Origin of the sequence: Streptomyces sp. NBC_00775, from assembly GCF_036347135.1 — a bacterium.
Lineage (GTDB): Bacteria > Actinomycetota > Actinomycetes > Streptomycetales > Streptomycetaceae > Streptomyces > Streptomyces lutosisoli.
The window spans coordinates 6389298-6415348 of sequence record NZ_CP108938.1 but is presented as its reverse complement, the minus strand read 5'-3'; the positions used below and the strand labels follow the sequence as shown (position 1 = coordinate 6415348).

The 26051-nt window shown below is 71.0% G+C and carries 19 protein-coding genes; 7 read left to right on the top strand and 12 right to left on the bottom strand.

Annotated features, from left to right (window positions below):
* The first annotated feature begins 283 nt into the window (after positions 1 to 283).
* Positions 284 to 1495, top strand: a complete 1212-nt coding sequence (locus OIC96_RS28600) for a globin domain-containing protein (protein WP_330305094.1) — start codon at positions 284 to 286, stop codon at positions 1493 to 1495.
* A gap of 357 nt (positions 1496 to 1852) precedes the next feature.
* Here OIC96_RS28600 and OIC96_RS28595 read toward each other — a convergent pair whose 3' ends face one another.
* From OIC96_RS28595 to OIC96_RS28570, 6 genes are all read right to left on the bottom strand, one after another.
* On the bottom strand, positions 1853 to 2905 hold the full coding sequence (locus OIC96_RS28595) for a nucleoside triphosphate pyrophosphohydrolase (RefSeq protein WP_406501716.1): 1053 nt from the start codon (positions 2903 to 2905) through the stop codon (positions 1853 to 1855).
* A 211-nt stretch (positions 2906 to 3116) separates the two neighbouring features.
* Positions 3117 to 3776: a SurA N-terminal domain-containing protein gene (locus OIC96_RS28590; RefSeq protein ID WP_330305095.1), complete on the bottom strand. Its 660-nt coding sequence runs from the start codon at positions 3774 to 3776 to the stop codon at positions 3117 to 3119.
* Between the two features lie 158 nt (positions 3777 to 3934).
* Entirely contained in the window at positions 3935 to 4762 is an 828-nt protein-coding gene (locus tag OIC96_RS28585; RefSeq protein ID WP_330305096.1) for a glycoside hydrolase domain-containing protein, read from the bottom strand.
* A gap of 269 nt (positions 4763 to 5031) precedes the next feature.
* On the bottom strand, positions 5032 to 6513 hold the full coding sequence (locus OIC96_RS28580) for a serine/threonine-protein kinase (protein WP_327435058.1): 1482 nt from the start codon (positions 6511 to 6513) through the stop codon (positions 5032 to 5034).
* Positions 6514 to 6551: 38 nt separating this feature from the next.
* A complete protein-coding gene (locus tag OIC96_RS28575) occupies positions 6552 to 7187 on the bottom strand; it encodes a hypothetical protein (protein ID WP_330305097.1) in 636 nt (211 codons plus the stop codon).
* Positions 7188 to 7364: 177 nt separating this feature from the next.
* Positions 7365 to 9395: an N-6 DNA methylase gene (locus OIC96_RS28570; protein WP_330305098.1), complete on the bottom strand. Its 2031-nt coding sequence runs from the start codon at positions 9393 to 9395 to the stop codon at positions 7365 to 7367.
* Between the two features lie 274 nt (positions 9396 to 9669).
* Between OIC96_RS28570 and OIC96_RS28565 the strand changes: the two genes are divergently transcribed.
* Together OIC96_RS28565 and OIC96_RS28560 are read left to right on the top strand one after the other, a co-directional pair.
* A complete protein-coding gene (locus tag OIC96_RS28565) occupies positions 9670 to 10359 on the top strand; it encodes a hypothetical protein (protein WP_330305099.1) in 690 nt (229 codons plus the stop codon).
* A 97-nt stretch (positions 10360 to 10456) separates the two neighbouring features.
* Complete coding sequence (locus tag OIC96_RS28560) at positions 10457 to 11206, top strand: hypothetical protein (protein ID WP_330305100.1); 750 nt, start codon at positions 10457 to 10459, stop codon at positions 11204 to 11206.
* A gap of 111 nt (positions 11207 to 11317) precedes the next feature.
* On the opposite strand, the gene OIC96_RS28555 is transcribed toward OIC96_RS28560, so the two are convergent.
* Positions 11318 to 12067, bottom strand: coding sequence for a GNAT family N-acetyltransferase (locus OIC96_RS28555; RefSeq protein ID WP_330305101.1), 750 nt, complete (start codon positions 12065 to 12067; stop codon positions 11318 to 11320).
* A gap of 124 nt (positions 12068 to 12191) precedes the next feature.
* Complete coding sequence (locus OIC96_RS28550) at positions 12192 to 12917, bottom strand: HNH endonuclease family protein (protein ID WP_330305102.1); 726 nt, start codon at positions 12915 to 12917, stop codon at positions 12192 to 12194.
* 161 nt (positions 12918 to 13078) lie between these two features.
* On the opposite strand from OIC96_RS28550, the gene OIC96_RS28545 reads away from it, so the two are divergent.
* Entirely contained in the window at positions 13079 to 13258 is a 180-nt protein-coding gene (locus OIC96_RS28545) for an Rv0909 family putative TA system antitoxin (protein ID WP_330305103.1), read from the top strand.
* Positions 13259 to 13414: 156 nt separating this feature from the next.
* On the opposite strand, the gene OIC96_RS28540 is transcribed toward OIC96_RS28545, so the two are convergent.
* Positions 13415 to 14329, bottom strand: a complete 915-nt coding sequence (locus tag OIC96_RS28540; RefSeq protein ID WP_330305104.1) for an SCO6745 family protein — start codon at positions 14327 to 14329, stop codon at positions 13415 to 13417.
* 116 nt (positions 14330 to 14445) lie between these two features.
* Between OIC96_RS28540 and OIC96_RS28535 the strand changes: the two genes are divergently transcribed.
* A complete protein-coding gene (locus tag OIC96_RS28535) occupies positions 14446 to 15036 on the top strand; it encodes a TetR/AcrR family transcriptional regulator (RefSeq protein ID WP_330305105.1) in 591 nt (196 codons plus the stop codon).
* Positions 15037 to 15218: 182 nt separating this feature from the next.
* Here OIC96_RS28535 and mfd read toward each other — a convergent pair whose 3' ends face one another.
* A complete protein-coding gene (gene mfd, locus OIC96_RS28530) occupies positions 15219 to 18749 on the bottom strand; it encodes a transcription-repair coupling factor (protein ID WP_330305106.1) in 3531 nt (1176 codons plus the stop codon).
* A 469-nt stretch (positions 18750 to 19218) separates the two neighbouring features.
* On the opposite strand from mfd, the gene OIC96_RS28525 reads away from it, so the two are divergent.
* Positions 19219 to 20685, top strand: a complete 1467-nt coding sequence (locus OIC96_RS28525) for a DUF2079 domain-containing protein (protein ID WP_406501717.1) — start codon at positions 19219 to 19221, stop codon at positions 20683 to 20685.
* A gap of 116 nt (positions 20686 to 20801) precedes the next feature.
* Here the strand turns inward: OIC96_RS28525 and OIC96_RS28520 are convergent, their stop codons facing one another.
* On the bottom strand, positions 20802 to 23366 hold the full coding sequence (locus tag OIC96_RS28520) for an ABC transporter permease (RefSeq protein WP_330305107.1): 2565 nt from the start codon (positions 23364 to 23366) through the stop codon (positions 20802 to 20804).
* Entirely contained in the window at positions 23363 to 24151 is a 789-nt protein-coding gene (locus tag OIC96_RS28515; RefSeq protein ID WP_330305108.1) for an ABC transporter ATP-binding protein, read from the bottom strand. Before OIC96_RS28515 ends, OIC96_RS28520 begins: the two co-directional genes overlap by 4 nt.
* 401 nt (positions 24152 to 24552) lie before the next feature.
* Between OIC96_RS28515 and OIC96_RS28510 the strand changes: the two genes are divergently transcribed.
* The gene (locus tag OIC96_RS28510) at positions 24553 to 26049 is read left to right on the top strand and encodes an MFS transporter (RefSeq protein WP_330310147.1); all 1497 of its coding nucleotides are present in this window, start codon (positions 24553 to 24555) and stop codon (positions 26047 to 26049) included.
* The last annotated feature ends 2 nt before the right edge of the window (positions 26050 to 26051 follow it).

The following is a 26051-nucleotide window of genomic DNA, read 5'->3' as shown; positions in this document are numbered from 1 at the left end:
CATCGGGCAGCCTCCGCACGGGACAGCCTCCGCATCATGAGCGACGCGAACGCTCCCCGCCCTTCTCCCGGCCCTCCCCCTTCACCACCTCGGTGATGACCCTCGCTCCCGTGGCCGCCGACCCCGCCAACTCCCCTTCCATCACGCCCCCTTGCCGACCGAACGCCCTGAGGCGACGGTGCTCGGCAGGGGCCCTCGCCGAGCCCCGCACACTTCACCCCAGGCTGTCCATAAATCGTCTGCTGTTTGACCTCGCGGCTCGAAAACTCCATACATTCACGCAGTGGACCCCGAAATACTCAGATCCAGCTTCGCGGTCGTCGAGAGACGGGCCGAGTTCGCGGTCAAGTACTTCTACTCGCACCTGTTCCGGCACAACCCGGATGTCCGCGGGCTGTTTCCGCTGGACTTCCCGGAGGACATGGAGCGGCAGCGGGACAGACTGTTCGCGGCACTCACGTATGTGATGGAGCGGCTGGAGGACCCACGGTTGCCGGGGTATTTACGGGAACTCGGGCGGGACCACCGCAAATATCTGGCGGAGCCGGAGCACTACGCCGCCGTGGGGGCGAGTCTGATCGCCGCGTTCGCCGTCGTCGCGGGGTCGGCGTGGAACGCGGAGGTCGAGAAGACCTGGGTCGAGGCATACGGGGCGATCACGAACGTGATGCTGCAGGGCGCCTGGGAGTCGCAGCACGAGGGCGAACCGCCCTGGTGGGACGCCGAGGTCACCGCCCGGACCCGGCACGGCGACGACCTCGTCGTACTGACCCTGCGCCCACACAGCCGACTCCACTACTCCCCCGGCCAGTACGTCACCGTCAACGTCCCCCATCTCCCAGGCATTTGGCGCCCGTACTCGCTGGCCAACGCCCCCCGCGCCGACCACACCGTCGACCTGCACATCAGCCGGGTCGAGAACGGCGTGCTCTCCACCGCCCTCGTCCGGCAGACCCGGGAGGGCGACGTCCTGCGGCTGGGCGCGCCCGGCGGCGGGCTGATCCTGCGCACCCCCACGGAACGGCCCCTCACCCTCATCGCGGCCGGCACGGGTTGGGCACCCGTGAAGGCGCTGCTGGAACAGCTCGACGACACCCACGAGGCCCGCCTGTTCCTCGTCGCCCGCGACACCTCCTACCTGTACGACCGAGACGCCGTCGAGCGACTCCAGGCCCGGCTTCCCCGGCTCGGCGTCACCTTCATCACCCCCGCGCCCGGCCGCCCCAGGGCCCAGGCGACCGAACGCCTCCTGACCGCGCTGGGCAACCGCGCCGGCTGGACCCAGCACGACGTCTATCTGGCCGGTCCTCCCAGTCTCGTCGAAGAGATCGGCGAGGCCCTCCCCACGCTCGGCACACCGACCGAGCGCATCTTCCACGACGCCCTGCCACCGACCGCTCAGGAGCGGCCCCGGCCGGTGGGCACGGCGGAATGGCTCCTCGACCGTCCCGAGCCGACCTGGCACAACCCGTCGAGCCGAGCCCCGCAGGCGTAACTCCGGCCCCGATCCCTGACCGTCGGATGACTGCCGCTCGGATTTCCGGCCCACGACGTCTGTCAAGCCTCCCCCGCCCCATCCGCCGCACTGCACTTCCATGCCTGTCAGGGCCTCCTCCGCCCTCCGGCCGACGCCCGTCAGGCCGCCCCCATCCGCCGGACTGCACTTCCATGCCTGTCAGGGCCCCCTCCGCACTCGGGCCCACGCCCGTCAGGCCGCCCCTGCATCCGGCCCGTGACCGTCAGGTCTCCTCCTCCGCCGGGCCATCAGGCGCCCCGCCCTCAGCCCTCCGCCTCCACCCCTCCGCCAGGCAACCCCGGCACCCCGTCCTCAGCCCCTCAATCCCTCAATCCCTCAATCCTCCGCGTCCAACTCCGCAGCGCCCTCCTCCGCGATGCCTTCCTCCGCACGAATCGCGTCCCGGTACGCCCGTCCCGCCGCCCGCAGTGCCGCCTCCGGGTCCACGCCCTCGGCTTCGGCGCGCGCGGCTATGGCGAGCAGTTCGTATCCGACGCCCTCTCCCGTCGGAAGTGGCACCTCAAGTCCCGCCGTACGCACTCGCGATGCCAGCTTGGCCGCCAGGGCGAGGCCCGGCTGGCCGAGCGGGATGCCCTCGGTGACGGACGTCCGCTGCTTCTCCTCCGCCTTCGTGCGCAGCCAGTGCTCCTTGACCTCCTCGGGGGTGGTGGCCGTCTCTTCGCCGAAGACGTGCGGGTGGCGGTGGATGAGCTTGGCGACGATGGCGCCGGCCACGTCGTCGATGGAGAAGGGGGCTTCCTCGTCCTCCTCGGCGATGCGGGCGTGGAAGACGACCTGGAGCAGGACGTCGCCGAGTTCCTCGCGCAGCTCGTCCCGGTCACCCTCCTCGATCGCCTCGACGAGTTCGTACGCCTCCTCGATGCCGTACTTGGCCAGGCCCTTGTGGGTCTGCTGGGACGACCAGGGGCATTCGACGCGGATGCGGTCCATGACCTGGACGAGGTCGAGGAGGCGGGCGCCCGGCAGGTCGTACGAGGCGGGGAGCAGCTCCAGGTCCGGCATCTGTATGCGGCCGGAGCCGGCCAGGCGGGCCAGGCCGTCGGTGAGCCGCGGCTCACCCTCGCCGGTGGCGACGACGACCAGGGTGCGGCCGCCGGCGCAGGCGTCGACCAGCTCCTGGGCGGACGGGGACGCCTCGTCGACGGTGATGCCGGCCTCGCGCAGGTACGGCAGCTGCGGGTGTGCGCCGTCCGCGCACAGGACCTGGTCGGCGTCGCGGAGCGCCTGCCAGGCGGGCCAGGACAGCAGCCCGGGTGCGACGCGGTGGCTGGTGGTGAGCAGGACGATACGGCCGGGGTCGGTGGCGGTCGGGTCGCCGTCGGGGCCGGTCGTGGTCGGGTCGCCGTCGAAGCTGCTGGTTGCGTTCACCCCTCGAACGTAACCCACGCCGCCGACAGCCCCCCAAGTTATCCACAGGCCGCGTGGCCGACCCGTGGATCAGCGGGTGGGCGCGGCCTCAAAGCTCCTCGAGCCGGGGCCCGGACAGCCGAAGCGGCAGGCTGGACAGCCGTACCACTCTATCCGCGAGCCGCCCGGCCGAACCGTTTATCCACAGCCCCCGCGCCGCCCCCGGTCCCCGTTATGTCGTCTGCTGTGTCGCCGCCGCGGTGACTTCCCGCAGCCACGGTGTCTTGGCGTCGACGCGGCTGCTCTTCTGCACGTCCCAGGCGCCGTAGCGCGGGTTCAGGTCGACGTGGAGTTCCTTGGAGGCGGCGGACATCGCGGTCCAGAACGTGGTCTTGCCCTCGGTGGTGTTCATGTCGGCGCCGAGCGTGGCGGCCAGCTTCTGGGCCTCGATCTCGGTGCGGAGGCTGCCGTCGAGACGCGTCGGCGCCACTCCGTAGTTCTGCAGCCAGGCCGTTTCCAGCGCCTTCGCGCCGCCCGCCTGCTGTTCGAGGGCCGTCCGCATCTGCTGGGTGTCCTTGCGGGTCACGGTCACGCCCGCGTTCTTCGCGGCCCGGTCCAGGACGCGGTCGAGGACCATGCCGTGCAGGGTGTCGCGGGTGAGGCTGCCGGTCTTGGCGATGGCCTGCTCGTACTGGGCGTCGTCCTTGGTGGCGGCCCGCTGCGCCGCACGCACCTCGTTCACCCGGCTCTCCAGCTGCGCGACCGTGATCCGCTGACCGCCGACGACGGCCGCGGCGCCTGGATGCGCCTCGCCGCCGCATGCGGTGAGAAGGGGGGCCGCGGCGACGATCGCGGCGGAGAGGACGAGCGCGGTGCGACGGCGGCGGTGCAAGGAAGCCTCCCGAGGAGATTGTGCGACGGTGCACAAAGTCTTGCGGTGATCGATGGTAGGCAGTGGCCCAGCTCTCGGCCACCCTTTCGACCAACGATTCGCCCAGCCTTCAGGCACCGTCGCACCATCACATCGGCATCAACGGCATCACAGGGGCGTCAGCCCGTGATCGCCACCGGCGCGTCCCACGCGTCCCGGTCCACGGTGATCGTGTAACCGCCGCGGGTCTCCTTGCTGTTCACCATGTACTGGTGGGCGCGGCTGTGCGGGGTGAACTGGGTGGAGCCCCACGGCCAGTCCGTGGTCGTGGTGTTCGTCTTGTCCCACAGCGCGTACCAGAGGTTGCCCGGCAGGTCCGTCTTGTCGGTCGCGGTCGCGATGGCCTTGGCGCTGGAGCTGGTGAAGCCGTAGAACCCGGTGCGGTACGTCTTGGCGTGCAGGGCCTTGTCGAAGGCCCGCACATACGTCAGCACGGCGTTGTTGCAGGCCGTGTCGGTGGTGTCGTACGCCTCCATGTCCAGGTAGACCGGGCTGCCGGCCTTCATGCCGAGCGCGGAGGCCTTGGCGACCGCGTCCGCGCCGTCGGTGGCGCCGAGCGAGGCGGCGGTGGAGGCGGTGAGCTTCTCGGGGCTGGACCCGGTCTGGCAGGACGGCTGGGCGCCGACGTACAGCGGGATGAGTTTCCAGCCGGCCGCGCTCACCGACTTCACCCAGGAGGCGGTCAGGTTGGGCTGGCTGCAGCCGCGGTTCTTGCCGCCGACGTAGACGGCGGCGGCGCCGTAGAAGCCGGTGTTCCAGGCCTTCATCGCGGACAGCGAGGGCGCGGCGCAGGTGTCGAAGGCGCGCCCGGTGAACGTCCGCTGCGCGGGCCACGTGGTGGCGGCCATCGAGGTCTGCGCGGCGATCCCGGCTCCGGCGACCACGGCGGCGCCGGCCGCGGCCCATGTCACGTATCTGCGCTTCTTGGAATGCCGATGGCTGGACATGAAATCCCCACCCCATGGTTCAAGTGACGGGTGCGCGGGGCACGCGCGCGTGCCGCGCGCATTCGATGCGTATGCGATGGGCGGCGTGCACGCGCGCGTGGCGCACGAAAACGGATCGCAACCTATCCGGCGCGCCCCCACTGTTCGGGAAACCCCGCACCTTGATCACTACAAGAATCCGCCAAGGTGGCGCAAAGCTTGCGATGCCTCAAGGTTCGGACCCCGGACCCCGGACCCCGAACCTTGGGCCTTGGGCCTTGGGCCTTGGGTCAGCCCCGCACCTGCCCCAGCCATTGCAGCGTCCGCCGGATCTCCGCCGCCATCGGGTGCCCGGGTCCGCGCAGCCGTTCCACGTCGTGCAGCAGCCGGGCCAGCGTGTCGTGGGCGGCTCCGCGGTCGCCGAGGGCGAGCAGCAAGTGACCGATACGGCGGCGGACTTCCAGGGAGATCTCGGGGTCTCCGGCGACGTACTGGTTCTCGTAGTACGGCAGCAGCGCGCGGTACTCCGCGAGCGCCGCGGCGGGTTCGCCGAGTTGCTCCAGGCACTGGGCGGCCTCGTAACGGAAGCGCAGGGACTGCGGGTCGGCCTGGCCTGCCTCGGCGGCGCGTTCGTCGGCGAGACGGCGCAGCTCGGGCAGCGCGCGCCGGTACTGTCCGTCGTCCATGAGCGTGGCGGCGTACTGCTTGCGCAGGGTGCGCACAACGGGCGAGTGCTCCCCGTGCTCGGCGGCGGCCGCCGGGAGGATCGAGCCGAGGATGTCGACGGCCTGCGTGATGCGGCCCTCGCCGAGCAGCCGCTTGACCTCGTCGACGGCGCCCGCGACATCGGGTTTCTCCACGGCGGGCGCGGGCTGCGGTTGGGGCGCCGGTGTGCGCGCCCGGTCCGGCCACGGGGCGTGCGGGCGCAGGAAGGGGCGCGTGGGATCCAGTGGGGCGCCCGTGGGCATGCCGCGCGCCGGAAGCAGCGGGAGCAGTTGCTCGTACGTCTCCTGCGCGGACGCAGGCCGGTGCTGCGGGTCCTTGGACAGCAGGCGCAGGACGAGACTCTCCAGCGCGGGCGGTACCTCGGGGCGCAGACGGCGCACCGGGAGCGGCGGCTCGTAGAGGTGGCGGTGCAGCACGCCGAGCGCCGTCGAGCCGGAGAACGGCACGTCTCCGCTGAGGAGTTCGTGCAGCAGCACGCCGAGTGCGTACAGGTCGGTGTACGGGCCGACCGCGCCGCCCATGGCCTGCTCGGGGGCCATGTAGGCGGGTGAGCCGATGGGCGAACCGGTGTGGGTGAGCCGGGTCGTGTCCGTGTCCATGACGGAGGCGACGCCGAGGTCGAGGACGGTGACCGTGCCGTCCTGCTTGACCATCACGTTCCGCGGCTTGAGGTCGCGGTGGACGATCGGCACGGCGTGCACGGCGCTCAGCACGGCGCACAGTTGCGCGGCGACCGCGACCGCCCACTGCCAGGGGTACGGGTCGTGTTCGGCGAGGTGGTCGGAGAGGTCGGCCCCGTCGACGTACTGCATGACGAGGAACAGCTCCTCGCCCTCGCTGCCCGCGTCGTGGACCGTGACCAGGCCGGGGTGGTCGACCTGTGCGGTGACCCGGCACTCGCGCACGAAGCGGCGGCGCAGCTCGTCGGCCTCCTGGCCCGCGACCTTGTCGGGGCGAAGGAGCTTGACGGCGACACGCCGGTCGAGGCGCTGGTCGTAGGCCGTCCAGACCTGGCCCATGCCGCCCTGCCCGATGAGCGTGGACAGTTCATAGCGATTCGCGACCACACGCCCCGTCGCCACGCTCACCTGTCGTCCCTGCCGTCGTCGTGATGACCGTCGTGCTTGCGGAGATAGTCACTGAGCTCGTCGAGCTCGGCGCGCACCTGGTCGATCCGCGCGGGCGCGGGCCGCTGGAGCGGCGGGGACGACACGGGCGGCACGGGCGGCTGAGCCTGGGGTATCGGCGGCACCGGGGTCTGCGGCATCTGGGCCTGCGGCATCTGGGTCTGCGGAACCGTCGTGGCGGTGTACGGCTGCTGCTGCGGGTAGCCGTAGGCGGGCGCCGGGAGCTGCTGCGGGACATATCCCGCGAAGCGGAGCTGGTGGAAGTGGCGGATGTCCGCCGCGAGGTAGTACGAGATCGCGATCACGAGCGAGCCCAGGAGCAGGGCGAGTCCCGTCCAGCCGCCCGCGGTGTGGATCTCGTCGCCGGGCTCCGCGGCGAGCAGGACGAGGCTGAGCACCTCGGCCGCGATCGCGGCCACGAACAGCCCCCAGTCGAGCGACTTGCGGGTCACGATCGCCAGGCGCAGCATCATCGTCCAGGCGAGCAGGCCGAGGGTGAACACCGAGATCACCACGAAGAACACGCGCAGGAAGACCAGCCACCCGGTCGGGGGTGGCGGTTTCACCGGATGCGCCTGGCCGTGGCCTTGCATGGCTGCTCCTGGAGGCCTGATGGGGACGGACGTACGAGTTCGGAGTCCGAGCGTATAGGCCGACAAGGACAACCGGTCACGGGTTGTACCGAACCGTTGTCGTGCTGATCACTTCGCCCGTCCCACCGCCGCGTGTTCGCCCGTTCCGCCGCGGCTCCTTCGCCCGTCCCCGGGGCCTCAGTGGGGCGCGACCGTCCCGTCCGTCAGCCCGTCGTACATGCCACGCACGAGCTGTTCGCCGAGCCGGCCCGCGCGCCGGAGCGCGTCCTCGAACTCGGCGAGCGCGCGGAAACGTGCGCCATAGCGGCCCTGTTCGTCGAGCGGCAGCCGGGGCAGTTGGAGACGGCGCACGTCCAGTCGGGTGGCGGTGGACGCATAGCTGCTGGCCTGGCGGTTGTTGGCGGTGCCGCGCAGGAAGCCGGCCAGGAACCACGGGTCTAGCGCGGCGGAATCTGGGCGCAGGAGCGTGAGGTTGCGCCCCAGGGCGGCGCCCGCCGTGTTCTCGTCGACCACGCGCGCGATGGAGCCGCCTCCGAGCACCGGGACGACGACATCGCCCGTCTCGACCAGCACGGCTTCCTCCTCCCCTTCGGGGAGGGTTCCCGAAGGCGCGGTTCCCGCGAGCACGTCGTGGTCGGTGAGCACCGGCACGCGCGCGGGGGCGCCAATTCCTCCCGTGCGCAGCAAAAGCGCGCCCCCGCGCGCCAGTTCGCCGACGGTGATGAGGGGCCAGCGCGCGGGCTGCGCGTGCTGCGCCTCGGGGGGCGTGAGATCGGCGGTCAGGCGCAGGGTCTCGCCGAGGCGCTCGCGCACGCTCGCGAGCTGCTCGCTACCGCCCCCCGCGGCGGCCGGCGGCAGATGGCGTGCGGGGGCCAGATCGACGTCGTCGTCGAGGAGTTCGATGACGGGCACCGCACGGCTGAACCCCGGCTCCTCCCGCGCGCCGCCGGTGCGCTCGAAGGGCCGCCAGGCGTCGAGGACCGCGGTACGCACCGCCGGCCAGTCGAGGCCGCCCCGGCTGTCGGTGGCCAGCGCGCCGGTGTCGACGAGCAGCAACTCGGGCTGCGCGGGCGCCTTCTCGGGACGGCGCAGCACCCAGATGTGCAGCGGGATGTTGTACGGGGGCGCCGCACCGATCGGCAGGGCGATCACCGCGCGCAGGGCGCCGCGGCGCAGCAGGTCGGCGCGGATCCGGCGGCCCGAGCGGCGCGAGGCGGCGGCCGGAGGCATCAGCACGACGGCACTGCCGCCGTCCTTGAGGTGGGCCAACGCATGCTGCACCCACGCCAGTTCGGACTCCGTACGGGCCGGGAAGCCGTACTCCCAGCGGGCGTCGTAGGCGAGTTCGTCGTGCCCCCAGTTGCGCTCGTTGAACGGCGGGTGGCACAGCACGGCGTCGGCCTGGAGCGTGCGGTGCGCGTCGGCACGCAGGGTGTCCCCGGCGGCGGTGCGGACGGCGGCCTTCCCCTGCAGGGCGAGCCGCAGCGCGGAGAGGGCTGCCAGCTCGGGGGCGCTGTCCTGGCCGTACAGCTCCTGGTCCGGCCTGGGCGCCACGGCGCGCAGGAGGGCGCCGGTGCCGCACGCCGGATCGAGCGCCGTGCGCGCCGGTCCTGCGAGCTCGGCCATCAGCGTGGCGAGGTCGGCGGGCGTGAGCGTGTACTGGCGCGGGTTGTTGTCGAGGTGCCGCCCCAGCAGGAACTCGTACGTCTGCCGCGCCCCCAGCTCGGCGGCGAGCTCGGCGGCGCCGCGCAGGAGCGGGGCGGAGGGGAGGAGCTCGGGGCCGGTCGGGGTGTTCACAGCGCGCTCGCGGGGCGGGCCGAAGCGCGGGGTGATCACCTGGTCGAGCGCGGCGGGCAGCATCGCGGCGAGGCGTTCGTCGGAACCCGCGCTCAGCTCCAGCCAGTCGGTGGGGCGGTCGTTGATGAGCAGCAGGGCACAGCCGGCGTGCACAAGGGCGGTGACGGGGCCCTCGGGGTGTCCGGCGAGTTGCTGCCAGACGCGTTCGCGCAGCGGGACCTCGGCGAGTTTGCCCTGGTTGCGCAGCCATGCCTCGACTTCGGCGAGTGCGAAGGAGGGGCTGGTCTCGGTGCCGCCGACCGGTTTAGGGAAGTCGGCGTGGCGGCGGCGCCAGTTGCTGACGGCGGCGCGGCCGACCCCGGCGAGCCGCGCGATCCCGGCAGCGGTCACCTCTGTCGCGTTGTCCTGCACCCGCCTGGCTCCCCTCGTTCCGGCCTGCGACGCGCGTGGCCCCGTCCTGGCCTGTGACGCCCGTTGCGTCGTCTCCGGCCTGTGACGCCCGTAGCCCCGTCCACGTCTGTGACGCCGAGCATACCGACGTATGCAAGATCTACCCCTTCACATGCGTGTACACAACCTTCCGCGTGAATCGTGTTGACTCGGTTCACACGCTCTGCTGTTATTGACCCATCGAACGAGCGGCCGTCGGGAAGCGGCGGTCGCCGCCGTTGGGGAGGGGACTGTCATGGGGATGAAGGGCAAGATCGCGCTGGGGGCCGTCGTGGGCGTGGTCGTCATCGGTGTCGTCTCGGCGAACGCCGGCAGTGACAGCGGTTCCGGCGACAAGGGCAAGGACACCTCCGCCTCCGCCGATCGCGAGTCCGGCAAGAAGGCCGACACCAAGACCGGCGGCAAGGCGGACAAGGCCGAGAAGAAGGTCGCGTTCAAGGGGGACGGCGACTTCCAGGTCGGTACGGACATCAAGCCCGGCACCTACCGGACCACGGGCAACACCGACGACATGTGCTACTGGGAGCGCGCCAAGGACGCCTCGGGCGAGGTGGACTCCCTGCTCGCCAACGACAACGTCAGCGGCACCAGTTACGTGACCATCAAGGCGAGCGACAAGCTCTTCAAGTCCAGCGGCTGCAAGGACTGGGAGGCCGTCGACGCGAAGGCGTCCGGTTCACCGGCCTCGCAGATCAAGGGCAACGGCGGTATGTACAGAGTGGGCGCGGACATCGCTCCCGGCACTTACAAGTCCACCGGCAACACCGACGACTCCTGCTACTGGGAGCGCGACAAGGACGCCACGCACTCCATGGACTCGATCGTGGCCAACAACAACGTGACCGGCACGGCCGTCGTCACCATCAGCGCCGGCGACGGCTACTTCAAGACCACGGGCTGCGGGGACTGGAAGAAGACCGGCTGACGCCACCGCCGTCCCCACCCGCGGTCCGTCCCCACCCCCCACTTCCCCCCACTCCCCCACACCTCTTCACCACCTCACATCACTTCAAGGAACTCTCATGCGTCGCACCGCACTTGCCGCCCTCTGCCTCGCCGCCGCGGCCACCGCGGGCCTCACCGGCTGTCTGTCCGGCGAGAACAAGGCGGACAGCAAGCCGAAGGGCCCGTTCGCCGGGCTGACCGGGGGCGAAATCGCCGACCGCGCCGTGAAGGCCACCACGGGCGCCAACTCGCTCCGTATGAAGGGCGATGTCCCCGACGACGAGGACGGCGGCACGATCGGCATCGACATGGCCCTCAACAAGAAGGGCGAGTGCGCCGGCACGATGAGCATGGCCGGCCAGGGCAAGGCCGATCTCATCAAGACCGGCGACACCGTCTACATGAAGTACGACGAGGCGTTCCTGCGCGCCCAGGGCAAGGGCGAGTCGAAGTCCGAGACCGACGGGGTCGTGGAACTGCTGGCCGGCAAGTGGACCAAGATGTCCGCGACCGGCTCCGACGCCAAGGACATCGCGGGCTTCTGCGACCTCGACAGCGTGCTCGCCGACGCGAAGAACGTGAACTCCGACGCCACCCGCGGCAAGACCACCACCATCGACGGCACCCCCGCGATCGTCCTGCACGAGAAGGACGGCAAGGACCGCTACACCCTCTACGTCGCCACCGAGGGCAAGCCCTACCTGCTGCGGGTCGACAGCACCTCCGCCAAGGACCCGGGCTCGCTCACCTTCAGCGAGTACGAGAAGCCGGTCCCGGCCGAGAAGCCCGCCGGCAAGATCCTCGACCTGGACAAGCTGGGCGGCTGAGGCCCGGTACGTCGCAAGACACAGGCGCCCCGGCCGTACGTCTCACGCACGACACGTCGTAACGCACCACACATCGCACGCACCACACATCGCACGCGCCATACGTCGAGCTCACAGGGTGTGCCGCACCCACACATTGGGCTCGACGTATACGGCGTATCCGCGCCCCGGTTCGCAGTGCACCGGAACCAGCGCTCCGGGCACCTCGATGAGGCCCTCGGTGTCGAAGGGCAGCCCCGTCCAGCCGCGCCACTCCTCCAGCGAGGCCGCCACCGTCATGGAGGCCGGCGCCACCGCCTCGATGACGCCGCCCGCCCGGACGTGGACGCGCAGCCACGGGTCGTGGGGCAGCCCGTCGGCCCGCTCCCGGAACGCGTACTCCTCCATCGGGGTGCGCGGTTCCAGGTGCTTGCCGCTGGGGCGGACGGGGGCGACGACCTCGTCGAAGCCGTGCGCCCGGGCGTTGTCCCGCATCGCGGAGAGCATCCGGGCCGACAGGCCGCCGCCCTGGGCGTGCGGGGCGACGACGATCGAGATGGCGCTCACCGTGTCGGGCGGTGTGCCGCGGCGCCGGTCGGCGAACGCCCAGGCCAGCACCTCGTCCCAGCCCCGGGCGGGCAGTTCGCCCCGGTCGTCGTCCGCGTCCGCGAGGGCGAACGGCACGCTGTACGCGTGGCCGACCACATGTCCGTGCTCGTCCTCGGCGAACAGCACGTACTCCGGAAGCTCGGTGGCGATCCGGCCGTAGTGCGTGTCTCCCACCGGGTCGTGGAGCAGGAACTCCGGCCAGCTGTTGGCCATACCGACCACCTGCCCGAGCATCTCGGGACGCTCGGCGAGACTCGACACCTTCAGCCGCATGCCAGACACGGTAGGCGGGGAATCGGCCCGGGTGAAACGGTTTTGCCGCGCCGGCCGCCACGACATCACGGCGTCCCGGCGCCGGTTCGCGACAGGCTTCCGGGCGACAGCGGCCGGGCGTCGGCTAGTTCGCGTGGAACCGCTCCGGGGCCTGTGTCGGGTTGCCGCCCGAGGGGAGCTTCTGGCCGGGGCAGCCGGAGAGCACCTTCTTCATGGCCGCCTTCTCGGCGGCGGTGACCCACAGCCCGTACTTCTGCTTCACGGCCACCTGGGAGGCGACATACGTGCAGCGGTACGCCTTGTTGGGCGGGAGCCAGGTCGCCGTGTCGCCGTCGCCCTTGCTGCGGTTGGCGCTCGCGCCGACGGCACGGAGGTTGAGCGGGTCGTTGGCCAGGGCTATCCGCTTGCTCGCGTCCCAGTACTTGGCGCCCTTCTGCCAGGCGTCGGAGAGCGCGACGAGGTGGTCTATGTCCACCAGGCTGCGGCCGCGCGCGAAGGTGACGTCCTGACCGCCGTACGGGTCCGGGGCGAGAAGCCCGGAGGTCACCTTGCACTTCCCGTCGCTGAACTTCACGTCCTTCAGGTCCCGTTTGAGGATGTCGTCGCGGGTGTCGCACCGGTTCGAGTCCGTGTCGGCCCAGGCCGTGCCGAACCGCTCCCGGCTGTACCCCGTCTTGGGTGCGCGCCCCTTGACGGTCAGTGAGTCCACGGCGGCGAGCGCGGCACCGCCGGCCGCCGTCTCCTCCGGGCCCGCGGAACCCGTGGTCTCCTTCTTGCAGCCACTGACACCGGCACCGACGGCGAACAGCACCAGCGCGGCCACGGCCGCCCCACCCCTCAGACGCAGCACGGCGCCCCTCCCCTTGCCTCCCCGGGTCCGCCCTGTTCGGGCGCGTTTCCCCTGGTCCCACGGTAGCGGCCAGGAACCCTCGGTCATACCCGTCCCCAACGGGCAATCGGTGCATGCCGGGCGTATCGTCGGAGGTGAGTCACCTCCGGAAGGAGCTCTGGATGGGCATCTTCGACAGATTCAAGAGCCACGGGCACCACAAGGCGAAGGACATGTCTGACGCCGCGGAAAAAGAGGTCAACGAGAAGACGGGCAACAAGTACACGGGACAGGTCGACGACGCGCAGCAGAAGATCGAAGGCTCGATGGGCATCGACCGCGACCGGCCCGATCACTCATAGCCCGGAGACGCGCACGGAGGCTCGCGCCGACTGAACCACCCTGAACCCTTTACGACGAAGGCCGTCCGCGGACATCTGTGTCCGGCGGGCGGCTTCGCTTGTTGAGCGATACCTCCACCCTCGGGGCCCCTCCCCCTCCCCCCCTCTCCCGCCCCCTCACACCTTCCCGATCCCCAACGTCGTCTCCGAAGGCAGCAGTCCCGAGCTCAGCACCGCAACCCAGAACTCGCCGAGCAGGTCGGCAAGGCGGGTGGTGGCGTCCGGGCCGAGGGTGCGCCAAGGGGTGGCGGCGAGTTCGTCCGTGTGCTGTTCGACCTGGCGGCGCAGTTCGTGGCCGGTGGGTGTGGCGGTGCCGTCGTCGTTCAGCAGGCCGCGGGCGGTGAGGCGTTCGCGGGCGGCCGTCCACTCCTCGGGGGTCCAGCCGCGGCTCTCGAAGCGTTCCACGGAGGCCGCGCCTATCGCCGCGAAGGAGACGAGCGACTCGACGGGGTCCAGGCCGGCGATGAGGAGTGCGGCGAGGTGGCCGTCGCCTCGGTGTTCGCGCAGGATCGTCGCCGCGTGCCACAGCTGGAGGTGGGGGGCCTCGGGCCACGCCAACTCCGCGTTGGCGGCGGCGAGTGGGCGGCCCGCGGTGTTCGCGGCCTCGGCGGCGCGGCGGGCCAGCGCGGCGGCCTCGGCGAGTTCGGCGCTCGCTATGCGGTCGCCGAGTATCGCGCGGTACGCCCGGTCGACGGCTCGCTCCCGGGCCCGCAGCATTTGCTCGGGGCTCGCGGTCTGCCAGGCGGACTTCATGTGTTCGGCGACCATGCGCGGGCTGAAGCTGTAGAAGGCGGAGGTCACGCGCTCGCTGCCGGTGGCCCCCAACGGCGCCGCGCGGTAGGGGAAGTAGCTCGGCCAGCGCTCCTCGGTGTCGTACCCGAGCGCGGCCGCCTCCTCGAAGGCCTCCGGCGCGTAGTAGAGCACGGCGTGCAGGGGTTCCAGCAGGTGCCAGAGCTGGCGCACCCGGCCGAGGTCGACACTCGCGCCTGCTTCTTCTTCCGTTCGACTGGTCTCGCTGACGTTCTCCGACATGACTCGACCCCTCGTCCCGTTCCGGCTGGGTGCCGGCGCTCCACAACTTGACACTGACTAGATTGCCCGAGCCCGTCGAACTTGTCAATGCCTAGATTCGGCGTAGGCTGCTGACCATGAACCCCGCGAAGACCAGCGGCTCCGCGCGGCCGTACCACCACGGTGACCTGCGCCGAGCGATCCTGAGCGCCGCCCTCGACGTCATCGCCGCCGAAGGCCCCTCCGCGCTGAGCCTGCGCGACCTGGCCCGTCGCGCGGGCGTCTCGCACGCCGCCCCCGCCCACCACTTCAAGGACCGCACCGGCCTGCTCACGGCGATCGCCGCCGAGGGGTACGAACTGCTGGCAGCCGCGCTCGCCGCGGCCGACGATCTGCGGGACGCGGGCGTGCGCTACGTACGGTTCGCGCGCGAGCATCCCGCCCATTTCCAGGTGATGTTCTCCCCGGAGCTGCTCCGCGAGAACGACCTGGAGCTGACGACGGCCAGAACCCTCGCGGGCGAACGCCTGCGCACCGCCGTCTCCGCACTGCCCGCCGAGGGCCGCGGCCCCGACACCCGCCTCGCCGGTGTCGCCGCCTGGTCCCTCGCCCACGGCTTCGCCACGCTGCTCCTCAGCCACAACCTGGACGGCCAGGTGGGCGACGAGGACCCCGACGAGGTCTTCCACGCGCTGACGGGGATGCTCTTCCAGTCCAAGTCACCCTGAACAAGCACTGGTTCAGCCCATGCCGCCGCCCCGCGCCCCACCACCGGCCCCGGATGCCGGATGCCGGGTCCACCACTCCTGGGACTCCCGGTGACGGAACTGGTGTCCCCAGGGTGGCAGCCAACCAGGCCCGGCGCTTTACCCGAGCAGGTAAAGCGCGTTACGCCACGCCCGCGGGTGCCTCACGACCCCAGGACGGACGCCAGGAACTCCCCGGTCCACCCCAGCAACTCCCGTCCCACCAACGGCTTTCCGCCGACCTTCGCCGTCTTGGGGCGGGGGACAAGGATCTGGTGGGCGGCGGGCTTGATGACGGTGCCCGGGTACAGCCGCTTCAGCCGCAGTTCCTGCGACTCCCTCAACTCCACCGGTGCGAAGCGGATGTTGGTGCCCTGCAGCACGATGTCACCGACGCCGCACGCCCGCGCGAGCATGCGCAGGCCCGCCACCAGCAGCAGGTTCTCCACCGGCTCGGGCAACTTGCCGTAGCGGTCGACGAGTTCCTCGCGTACGGCCTTGACGTCCTCCTCCGTGTTGGCCGAGGCGATGGAACGGTACGCCTGGAGGCGGAGCCGCTCGCCGGGCGCGTAGTCGTGCGGGACGTGCGCGTCGACCGGGAGCTCGATCTTGACCTCCAGGGGCGGCTCCTCCTCGACGCCGCCTTCCAGGGAGGCGCGGTAGTCGGCGACCGCCTCGCCGACCATGCGGACGTACAGGTCGAAGCCGACGCCCGCGATGTGGCCGGACTGCTCGCCGCCCAGCAGGTTTCCGGCGCCGCGGATCTCCAGGTCCTTCATCGCCACGTACATGCCCGCGCCCATCTCCGTGTGCTGGGCGATGGTCGCGAGCCGCTCGTGTGCCGTCTCCGTCAGGGGCTTCTCCGGGGGGTACAGGAAGTACGCGTAACCGCGCTCCCTGCCGCGGCCCACCCGGCCGCGCAGCTGATGCAGCTGCGACAGGCCGAAGTTGTCGCCGCGCTCCACGATCAGCGTGTTGGCGTTGGAGATGTCGATGCCCGACTCGACGATCGTCGTGGAGACGAGCACGTCGAACCTCTTCTCCCAGAAGTCGACGACCACCTGCTCCAGGGCCGACTCCCCCATCTGGCCGTGCGCCGTCGCGATGCGTGCCTCCGGGACGATCTCCCTGAGACGCGCGGCGGCGCGGTCGATGGACTCGACGCGGTTGTGGATGTAGAAGACCTGGCCCTCGCGCAGCAGTTCACGGCGGATCGCCGCGCCGATCTGCTTCTCCTCGTACGGGCCGACGAAGGTGAGTACCGGGTGCCGCTCCTCCGGGGGAGTGGTGATCGTGGACATCTCCCGGATGCCCGTCACCGCCATCTCCAGGGTGCGCGGGATCGGGGTCGCGGACATCGTCAGTACGTCGACGTTGGCGCGCAGCTTCTTCAGCTGCTCCTTGTGCTCGACTCCGAAGCGCTGCTCCTCGTCGACGATGACCAGGCCCAGGTCCTTGAACTTCGTCTCGGACGAGAACAGCCGGTGGGTGCCGATGACGACGTCCACCGAGCCTTCGCGCAGGCCCTCCAGGACCCCCTTCGCCTCCGTGTCCGTCTGGAAGCGGGACAGCGCCCGTACGTTCACGGGGAACTGGGAGTAGCGCTCGCCGAACGTCCCGAAGTGCTGCTGCACCAGCAGGGTCGTGGGGACGAGGACGGCGACCTGCTTTCCGTCCTGTACGGCCTTGAAGGCGGCGCGGACCGCGATCTCCGTCTTGCCGTAGCCGACGTCGCCGCAGATCAGGCGGTCCATCGGGACCGTCTTCTCCATGTCCTCCTTGACCTCGGCGATCGTCGTCAGCTGGTCGGGGGTCTCCGCGTAAGGGAAGGCGTCCTCGAGTTCGCGCTGCCACGGCGTGTCGGAGCCGAAGGCATGCCCCGGGGCGGCCATGCGCGCGCTGTACAGCTTGATCAGGTCCGCGGCGATCTCCTTGACCGCCTTCTTGGCGCGCGCCTTGGTCTTCGTCCAGTCGGCGCCGCCCAGGCGGTGCAGGGTCGGGGCCTCTCCGCCGACGTACTTGGTGATCTGTTCCAGCTGGTCGGTGGGGATGTAGAGGCGGTCGCCGGGCTGGCCGCGCTTGGCCGGCGCGTACTCCACGACCAGGTACTCGCGGGTGGCGCCCTGGACCGTGCGCTGCACCATCTCGATGTAGCGGCCGACGCCGTGCTGCTCGTGCACGATGTAGTCGCCCGCTTCGAGGGTCAGCGGGTCGATGGTCTTGCGGCGGCGGGCGGGCATCCGCGCGCCGTCCTTGCCGGCCGCCTTCTGGCCGGAGAGGTCGGTCTCCGTCAGGACGGCGAGCTTCAGCGCGGGGTCGACGAAGCCGTAGTCGATCGAGCCGCAGGAGACGTGCACGACGGAGGGGCTGATGTCGGCGAGGTCGGTCTCGAGGCGGGCCGCGATGCCCTCGCCGCCGAGGACCTCGACGGTACGGGCGGCCGGGCCGTGCGCCTCGGTGACGTACACCGTGCGCCAGCCGTCGGCGAGCCAGCCCTTGGTGTCGGCGAGCGCGCGGGCGGTGTCGCCGCGGTAGGTCTCGGGGGCGTGCATGCCCAGCTTGAGGGTGTCCGCGTCGAGCTCTTCGTCGGCGGCGAAGGGCGACACCGACCACCACATCATGTCCAGCTCGCGCGCCCGGTCCCGTACGTCCGCGATGGACCACAGGGAGGCCGCGCCCACGTCGATGGGTGCCTCGCCGCCGCCGGCCGTGGCCGCCCAGGACGCCTGGAGGAACTCCTGTGACGTCGTCACCAGGTCCGCGGCCCGCGTCCGCACCCGCTCCGGGTCGCACACGACGGCCATGGAGCCCTCGGGCAGCACATCGAGCAGCAGCTCCATGTCGTCGACCAGGACCGGAGCCAGTGACTCCATTCCCTCTACGGCGATGCCCTCGGCGATCTTGCCGAGCAGCTCGCCCAGCTCCGGGTGCTCCTCGGCCAGGCGCGCCGCCCGCTGCCGTACGTCGTCGGTGAGCAGCAGTTCGCGGCAGGGCGGCGCCCACAGGCCGTGCTCGGCGACTTCCAGGGAGCGCTGGTCGGCGACCTTGAAGTAACGGATCTCCTCGACGTCGTCGCCCCAGAACTCCACGCGCAGCGGGTGCTCCTCGGTGGGCGGGAAGACGTCCAGGATGCCGCCGCGGACCGCGAACTCGCCGCGCTTCTCGACGAGCTCGACCCGGGAGTACGCGGCTGCCGCGAGCGCCTCGACGATCTCGCCCAGGTCGGCGGTCTGACCCGTGCGCAACGCCACCGGCTCCAGGTCGCCGAGGCCCTTGACCTGCGGCTGGAGCACGGAGCGGACGGGGGCGACGACGACCGAGACCGGGCCGGTCTCCGGGTCGTCGGGGCGGGGGTGTGCCAGGCGGCGCAGGACGGCGAGGCGGCGGCCGACGGTGTCGCTGCGCGGGCTCAGCCGCTCGTGCGGGAGCGTCTCCCAGGAGGGGTAATCGACGACTCCCTCCTCCGGGAGGAGGGAGCGGAGCGCCGCGGCCAGGTCCTCGGCCTCGCGGCCTGTCGCCGTCACCGCCAGTACGGGGCGGCCGGACTCCCGGGCCAGGGCCGCCACCGCGAAGGGGCGGGCCGCGGGGGGGCCGACCAGGTCGATGTGCATACGGTTGCCGTCTGTGGCGGCCTTCACCGCTTCCGCGAGGGCGGCGTCCTTGACGACGGCGTCGAGCAGACCGTGCAGGCTCATGAAGGGCTTCCATCCCGGGGAGTGGGCAACGCGAACCGCCCGACACGTGGGACGGGCCGGGGGGGTTCCCAGCCTACGTCGCCCGGCTGCGGCGTGCCGGGCCTGTGGATAACGCCTGCCGTTCAGGCCGTGGCCGCGGGCGCCGTGGCCTTTTTCGCCCCCGCCGCCCCTACCCGTCCCATCCTCCAGGGGCTCCGCCCCAGACCCCGGGGGCCGGTTCGTTGACTGCGGGACGGTGGGGGTTGCTCGCGCAGTTCCCCGCGCCCCTAAAAATGCCGCCGGCCCGCCCCGGGTGCTTTTGAGGGGCGCGGGGAACTGCGCGACCAGCCCCCACCCACCCGCACCCGACGAACCACCCGGTGGGGTCGAAGGGGCGGAGCCCCTGGAGGATGGGACGGGTAGGGGCGGCGGGGGCGAGAAACCCGCGGCGCCCGCAGAAGCCGCCCAGCCGCCCAAGGATCCGCCCCACGTGCACGCGCCCCTCGTCACCCCACAGGACCACGCCCCGGCAGCAGCCCACATACCCCCGCCGGTCACGGCCGCCCCCGCCCGTGACCGGCGCCCCCGCGACCCGTACCTCCTGGCCGTGCTGTTGTTCCTCGCGTACGCGGCGCTGTCCATCGGCCGGTACCGGCATCTGGCCACCAAGTCCTGGGACCTCGGCATCTTCGAGCAGGCGGTCCGCGCGTACGCCCACCTCCAGGCCCCGGTGGCTGATCTGAAGGGCCCGGGCACGAACATCCTCGGCGACCACTTCAGCCCGGTCACGGCCCTGCTCGCGCCCGCGTACCGGATCTTCCCGACCCCCGTCACCCTCCTGGTCGCACAGGCCGCGCTGCTCGCCCTGTCCGCCGTGCCGGTCACCCGCGCGGCGGCCGGGCTGCTCGGGCGGCACCGCGGGCTGGCGCTGGGGGTGGCGTACGGGCTGTCGTGGGGGCTTCAGCGGGCCGTCGACTTCGACTTCCACGAGGTGTGCTTCGCCGTCCCGCTGATCACCTTCGCCCTCGAAGCGCTCCTGGCCCGGCGCTGGCGCGGGGCCCTGCTCTGGGCCCTGCCCCTGGTGTTCGTCAAGGAGGACCTGGGGTTCACGGTCGCCGCGATCGCCGTGGTCGTCGCGGTGCGGGCCCGGCGCTCGTCCCGGCGGGCGGCCCTGTGCGCGCTCGGGGTCGCCGCCCTCGGCGTACTGGCCGCGGTGGTCACCCTCACCGTGGTGATACCGGCCTTCAACACCGCGGACACCTACGCCTACTGGGACAAGGTCGGCGCGCCGGGCAACCCCCTCAGCGGCAGCAACCCCTTCAGCGGCAGCCACCTCCTCGACGGCATCGGCACCAAACTCCGTACCCTCGCCTGGCTGCTGATCCCCACCACCGGCCTGCTCGCCCTGCGCTCCCCGCTCCTCCTGGTCGCGCTGCCGACCCTGGGCTGGCGTTTCCTCTCCTCCGACGCGCACTACTGGGGCACGGACTGGCACTACAGCGCGGTCCTGATGCCGGTCCTCTCGCTCGCCCTCGCCGACGCGCTCTCCCGCGCCCGCTACAGCCCGCGCCCATGGCTGCGCTCGTACTCGCTGCACCTGCCCGGCGCCGTCGCCGCGGCCTCCCTCGCGCTGACGACCACGCTCCCGCTGTCCCTGCTGACCGACCCCGAGGCCTATCGCAAACCCGCGCGCGTGAGTGCCGTCGAGCGGATGCTGGCCCGCGTCCCGGACGGGGCGAGTGTCGAGGCGAACACCGGGCCGAGCAGCCGGCTCACCTCGCGCTGCCGGGTGTTCTGGGTGGGCACCGCCCACGGAATCGCCCCGGACTTCATCGCGCTGGACAACACCTCCCACGGGATCCACGACGTCCAGGCGTACGCCCGTCAGCTGCACCCGCACGCCGAGTACGCCGTCGTCGGCGCCCGCTACGGCTACGTACTCCTCAAGCGCCGGTAGCGGACACACCGCAGGCCCGGCCCGAGGAGATCGACTCTCCTCGGGCCGGGCCCGTCCCCCGCAACCCCCGTTCGCGGTGGCTGTGCGGCGGCCTCTCGGCCGCCAGTCAGTGGCGATCAGTCGGTGGCGATCGCGTTCAGCACATTCATCCGGCCCGCCCGGAACGCCGGGATCAGGGCGGCGAACAGGCCCACGAACGCCGAGCCGATGAAGACGCCGATGATGGTCGGCCAGGGAATCTCCAGGACCTTCAGGCCCTCCAGGGCGAGGAGCTTCTGGGCGGTGGCGCCCCAGCTCATGCCCAGGCCGAGGCCGAGGAGGGCGCCGAAGAGGGCGATGACGACCGACTCCAGGCGGATCATGCGGCGCAGCTGGCGGCGGGAGAGTCCGATGGCGCGCATCAGGCCGATCTCGCGGGTGCGCTCGACGACCGACAGGGCCAGGGTGTTCACGACGCCCAGGATCGCCACGACGATCGCGAGGGCCAGCAGGCCGTAGACCATGTTCAGGAGCTGGCCGATCTGGTCCTTCAACTCCTGCTTGTAGTCCGTCTGGTCGCGGACCTGGTACTGCGGGTACTTCTCCATGGACTTCTTCAGGGCCGCGTACGCCTGCTTCTCCTGGCCGTCCTTGGCCTTGGCGAACATGATCGTGTTCGGCGGGACCTTGCTCGCGGGCAGGTACTTGTTCATCGTCTCGATGCTGGTGTACCGGGCGCCCTGGTCGATGGCGACGTCGTCGTCGGTGATGGCCGCGACCTTGAGCTTCGCCGTGCTGCCGCCCTTGAAGGCGACGGTCAGGGTGTCGCCGAGCTTCACGCCGTGCTTGTCGGCGTACTTCGAGCCGACCGACATGGCGTCCTTGCCGTAGGCCGCGGACAGTTCACCGGCGGTCGTCTTGCGGCGCAGGTCCTGGGCGTAGGAGGGATCGGCGGCGGTGAGACCGTCGTCGTCGACCTTGCCGTCCGGGGAGGTCAGCTCGGCATTGAGTTCCTTGTAGCGGGTGACGTGCGCCAGACCCGGCGTCGCCTCCATGGCCTTCTCGGCCTGCTGCACGATCTTCTGGTTGCCCTGGACGATGAAGTCCGCGCCGACGGACTTGTCGAGCTCGTCCGTCGCCGAGGCCACCATCGACGAGCCGACCACGGACAGGCAGGCGACCAGGGCCAGCCCGATCATCAGGGCCGCGCCGGTGGCGCCGGTGCGGCGCGGGTTGCGCAGGGCGTTGCGTTCGGCGAGCCGGCCGACCGGGCCGAACACCCGCAGCAGTACGGCGCTGATGACCCGGACCACGCCGCCCGCGAGCAGCGGGCCGATGATCACGAAACCGATCAGGGTGAGGACGACACCCGCGCCCAGCACCAGCGAACCGTCGGTCGCCTTGTCGGCGGTGGCCGCCATATAGAGCGCGAAGGCTCCGGCGCCGGTCAGCACCAGACCGATCAGACCGCGTACGAGACCGGCCTTGCCGTCCGCCGGGGTGCCGGCGTCGCGCAGCGCGGCCATCGGGGAGACCTTGCCGGCGCGGCGGGCCGGAAGGTAGGCGGCGAGGACCGTGACGACGACACCGAGGATCAGACCGATGACCGGAGTGGTCGCCTTCACCGTCAGGTCGCGGGTCGACAGGTCCATGCCCATCGAGGACATGATCTTCATCAGGCCGACCGCGAGGCCGACGCCCGCGCCGACACCGAGGACCGAGCCGAAGAACCCGAGCAGCAGTGCCTCGACCAGCACGGAGCGGTTGATCTGCTTGCGGGAGGAGCCGATGGCGCGCATCAGGCCGATCTCGCGGGTGCGCTGGGCGACCAGCATCGAGAAGGTGTTGATGATCAGGAAGATGCCGACCAGGAACGCGATCCCGGCGAAGCCGAGCATGGCGTACTTGATGACGTTCATGAACTCGCCGACGCCCTTGCGGTTCTCGTCGGCGTTCTCCTTCTGCGTCTGGATCTTGTACGACCCGGTCAGCGCCTGGGAGACGTGCCGCTTGAGCTGCGTGTCGGAGACACCGGGCGCGGCGGCGAGGTTGACCTGGGTGAACCGGCCGGTGGCGCCGAGCAGTTCGCGCTGCGCGGTGGCGGTGTCGAAGTAGACGACCGCCGCACCCGGGTTAGTCACCTTGAAGGTGGCGATACCGACGATCTTCGCGGTGAAGTCACCGGTGACCGAGATGGTGCGCAGTTCGTCGCCCATCTTCAGGTGGTGCTTGTCGGCGGTGTCGGCGTCGACCATCACCTCGGTCGGGCCGCGGGGGGCGTGCCCGGAGGTGATCTCCATCGACCGCAGGTCGTTCTTCGTCCAGTTGCCGGCGATGGTCGGCGCGCCGTTGCTGGACCCCATGTTCTTGTTGTCGCTGTTGACGACGGTCACGTTCATCGAACTGACCGCGCCCTCGGCGGACTTGACGCCGTCCGCCTTCTTCGCCTGCTCCAGTACGGAGGCCGACAGCGACTCGGGCTTGCCGTTCTGCGGGGTGTCGTCGCTCTTGGCCGCCTTGGGCAGGACCGTCACATCGGAGGAGGTGACCGCGAACAGCTTGTCGAACGTCGTGTTCATCGTGTCCGTGAACACCAGCGTGCCGCAGACGAAGCCCACCGACAGCAGGACCGCCACGGCCGACAGGGCCATGCGTCCCTTGTGTGCGAAGAAGTTGCGCATCGAGGTCTTCAGGACGGTCATGACGTACGCCCCCGGGCGTCGAAGTCCTTCATCCGGTCCAGGACCTGATCGGCCGTCGGCTGGTACATCTCGTCGACGATCCTGCCGTCCGCGAGATACAGCACACGGTCCGCGTACGAGGCCGCCACCGGGTCGTGCGTGACCATCACGATGGTCTGTCCGAGCTCGTCCACGGAACGGCGCAGGAAGCCCAGCACCTCGGAACCGGCGCGGGAGTCCAGGTTTCCGGTCGGCTCGTCACCGAAGATGATCTCGGGCCGGGCGGCCAGCGCACGGGCCACCGCGACGCGCTGCTGCTGGCCTCCGGAAAGCTGGTTCGGGCGGTGCTTGAGGCGGCCGGCGAGCCCGACGGTCTCCACGACCTGGTCCAGCCAGCCCTTGTCCGGCTTGCGGCCCGCGATGTCCATCGGCAGCGTGATGTTCTCCAGCGCGTTCAGCGTCGGCAGCAGGTTGAATGCCTGGAAGATGAAGCCGATCCGGTCCCGGCGCAGCTGCGTGAGCTTCTTGTCCTTGAGTCCGGTGATCTCGGTCTCGTCCAGGTGGATCTGTCCGCTCGTCACGGTGTCGAGCCCGGCGAGGCAGTGCATCAGCGTGGACTTGCCGGACCCCGAGGGGCCCATGATCGCGGTGAACTGGCCCCGCGCGATGTCCACGTCGATGTGGTCCAGGGCGACGACCCGGGTCTCCCCCGACCCGTACGCCTTCACGACCTGCCGCGCCCGTGCGGCAACGGCCGTACGCCCTCCAGTGCCCCCGTGCCTGGGAATGGTCACAGCCGATGTCACGGTATGTCTCCTGTTTCGGTTAGCCGGTAAAGCGCGAGAACTGGTTACGCCGATGAGTCTGGTCCCGGGAGGGGGTCGAGCGCGCTGGTGCTCAGCGCAGTCTTTTGCTGGGGAAAACCCCACCCTCGCGGGTTCGGTGCGCCGCCCCCCAGCGGCGTAAAGCCAGGTTAAGGACGGCACGTACCCGGTCTCCTCCTCCAGCGGGAGGAACCCTCCCCGACCCCTGATACGGAGATCCCCCTAGGGGTCCTCCACCCTTCGGAGGAGTCCCTCTCGGGGTCGCCTCCACCCTTGAGCCCACCGAGCGTCCACCCTCCCGCGAGGGGAGACTCAAGTGGGAGAGTGGCCTTCGGCAGATAGATGCAGGGGGAAGGAATCTCGTGGACCAGGGGGAGACCGGCATACGAGCCGCGGATACGGGCACGGTCGGCGCGTCACCGGACACCCGCCGGCGCCGCGCCGTCGTCGCCGCCCTCATGCTCGCGATGGCGCTGGCCGCGCTCGACTCCACCATCGTCTCGACGGCCGTACCGCAGATCGTCGGCGACCTCGGCGGCTTCTCCGTCTTCTCCTGGCTGTTCTCGGGATACCTGCTGGCCGTGACGGTCACGCTCCCCGTCTACGGCAAACTCTCCGACACCTTCGGCCGCAAACCGGTCCTCGTCGCGGGCGCCGCCCTCTTCCTCGCCGGCTCCCTGCTCTGTGCCACCGCCTGGAACATGGCCGCGCTCATCGCCTTCCGCGTCGTGCAGGGCCTGGGCGGCGGCGCCCTCCAGGGCACGGTGCAGACGCTCGCCGCCGACCTCTACCCGCTCAAGGAACGCCCCAAGATCCAGGCCAAGCTGTCCACCGTGTGGGCGACCTCGGCGGTCGCGGGTCCCGCGCTGGGCGGAGTCCTCGCGGCGTACGCCGACTGGCGGTGGATCTTCCTCATCAATCTGCCGATCGGCGCGCTCGCGCTGTGGCTGATCGCCCGCCATCTGCACGAGCCCGTACGCGAGACAAATCATCGCCCTCGGATCGACTGGGCGGGCGCCCTCGCCGTCTTCGCCTGCGGCGGCGTCCTGCTCACCGCGCTGGTGCAGGGCGGCGTCGCCTGGGACTGGCTGTCGGCCCCCTCGATCGCCCTGTTCGGTACGGGACTCGCCCTGGTCGCGGTCGTCGTGGTGGTCGAGCGGCGGGCCGCCGAGCCGATCATCCCGGGCTGGGTGTGGCGCCGCCGTACGATCGCGGCGGTCAACCTGGCACTCGGCGCGCTGGGCCTGCTCATGGTCGCGCCCACGGTCTTCCTGCCCACCTACGCGCAAGCGGTCCTCGGCCTGGCCCCCATCGCCGCCGGATTCGTCCTCTCCGTATGGACGTTGAGCTGGCCGGTGTCCGCCGCGCTCAGCCAGCACGTGTACCGGCGCATCGGCTTCCGCAACACCGCGATGCTCGGTATCGGCACGGCCACCCTGCTCCTGCTCGCCTTCCCCTTCCTGCCCTATCCGGGCGAGCCGTGGCAGCCCGCCCTGCTGATGCTCCTGCTGGGCGGCGCGCTGGGCCTGTTCCAGCTCCCCCTGCTCATCGGCGTCCAGTCGACCGTCGGCTGGGCCGAACGCGGCACGACCACCGCGTCCGTCCTCTTCTGCCGCCAGACGGGACAGACCATGGGCGCCGCCCTGTTCGGCGCGGTCGCCAACGGGGTGCTGGCCGCGCGGCTCGGCGGCGCCGGGGATCTCGACTCGGTGACCCGCGCCCTGGACTCGGGCGTCCCCACCGAACATCTGCGCCACGCGGTCGCCGACGCCGTCCACGCCGTCTATCTGGGCGCCGCCTGCGCGGCCGCGCTCTCCTTCCTGATCCTGCTGTTCGTCGCACCGCGCCGCTTCCCGGTGCTCAACAACCCTGGGGACTGAGG

Bases quoted from the DNA above. Each gene is read 5' to 3' on its own strand.
- OIC96_RS28585 (WP_330305096.1), bottom strand. From the start codon at position 4,762: ATGTCCAGCCATCGGCATTCCAAGAAGCGCAGATACGTGACATGGGCC.
- OIC96_RS28555 (WP_330305101.1), bottom strand. From the start codon at position 12,067: ATGCGGCTGAAGGTGTCGAGTCTCGCCGAGCGTCCCGAGATGCTCGGG.
- OIC96_RS28540 (WP_330305104.1), bottom strand. From the start codon at position 14,329: ATGTCGGAGAACGTCAGCGAGACCAGTCGAACGGAAGAAGAAGCAGGC.
- OIC96_RS28535 (WP_330305105.1), top strand. From the start codon at position 14,446: ATGAACCCCGCGAAGACCAGCGGCTCCGCGCGGCCGTACCACCACGGT.
- OIC96_RS28565 (WP_330305099.1), top strand. From the start codon at position 9,670: ATGGGGATGAAGGGCAAGATCGCGCTGGGGGCCGTCGTGGGCGTGGTC.
- OIC96_RS28545 (WP_330305103.1), top strand. From the start codon at position 13,079: ATGGGCATCTTCGACAGATTCAAGAGCCACGGGCACCACAAGGCGAAG.
- OIC96_RS28575 (WP_330305097.1), bottom strand. From the start codon at position 7,187: ATGCAAGGCCACGGCCAGGCGCATCCGGTGAAACCGCCACCCCCGACC.
- OIC96_RS28520 (WP_330305107.1), bottom strand. From the start codon at position 23,366: ATGACCGTCCTGAAGACCTCGATGCGCAACTTCTTCGCACACAAGGGA.
- mfd (WP_330305106.1), bottom strand. From the start codon at position 18,749: ATGAGCCTGCACGGTCTGCTCGACGCCGTCGTCAAGGACGCCGCCCTC.
- OIC96_RS28560 (WP_330305100.1), top strand. From the start codon at position 10,457: ATGCGTCGCACCGCACTTGCCGCCCTCTGCCTCGCCGCCGCGGCCACC.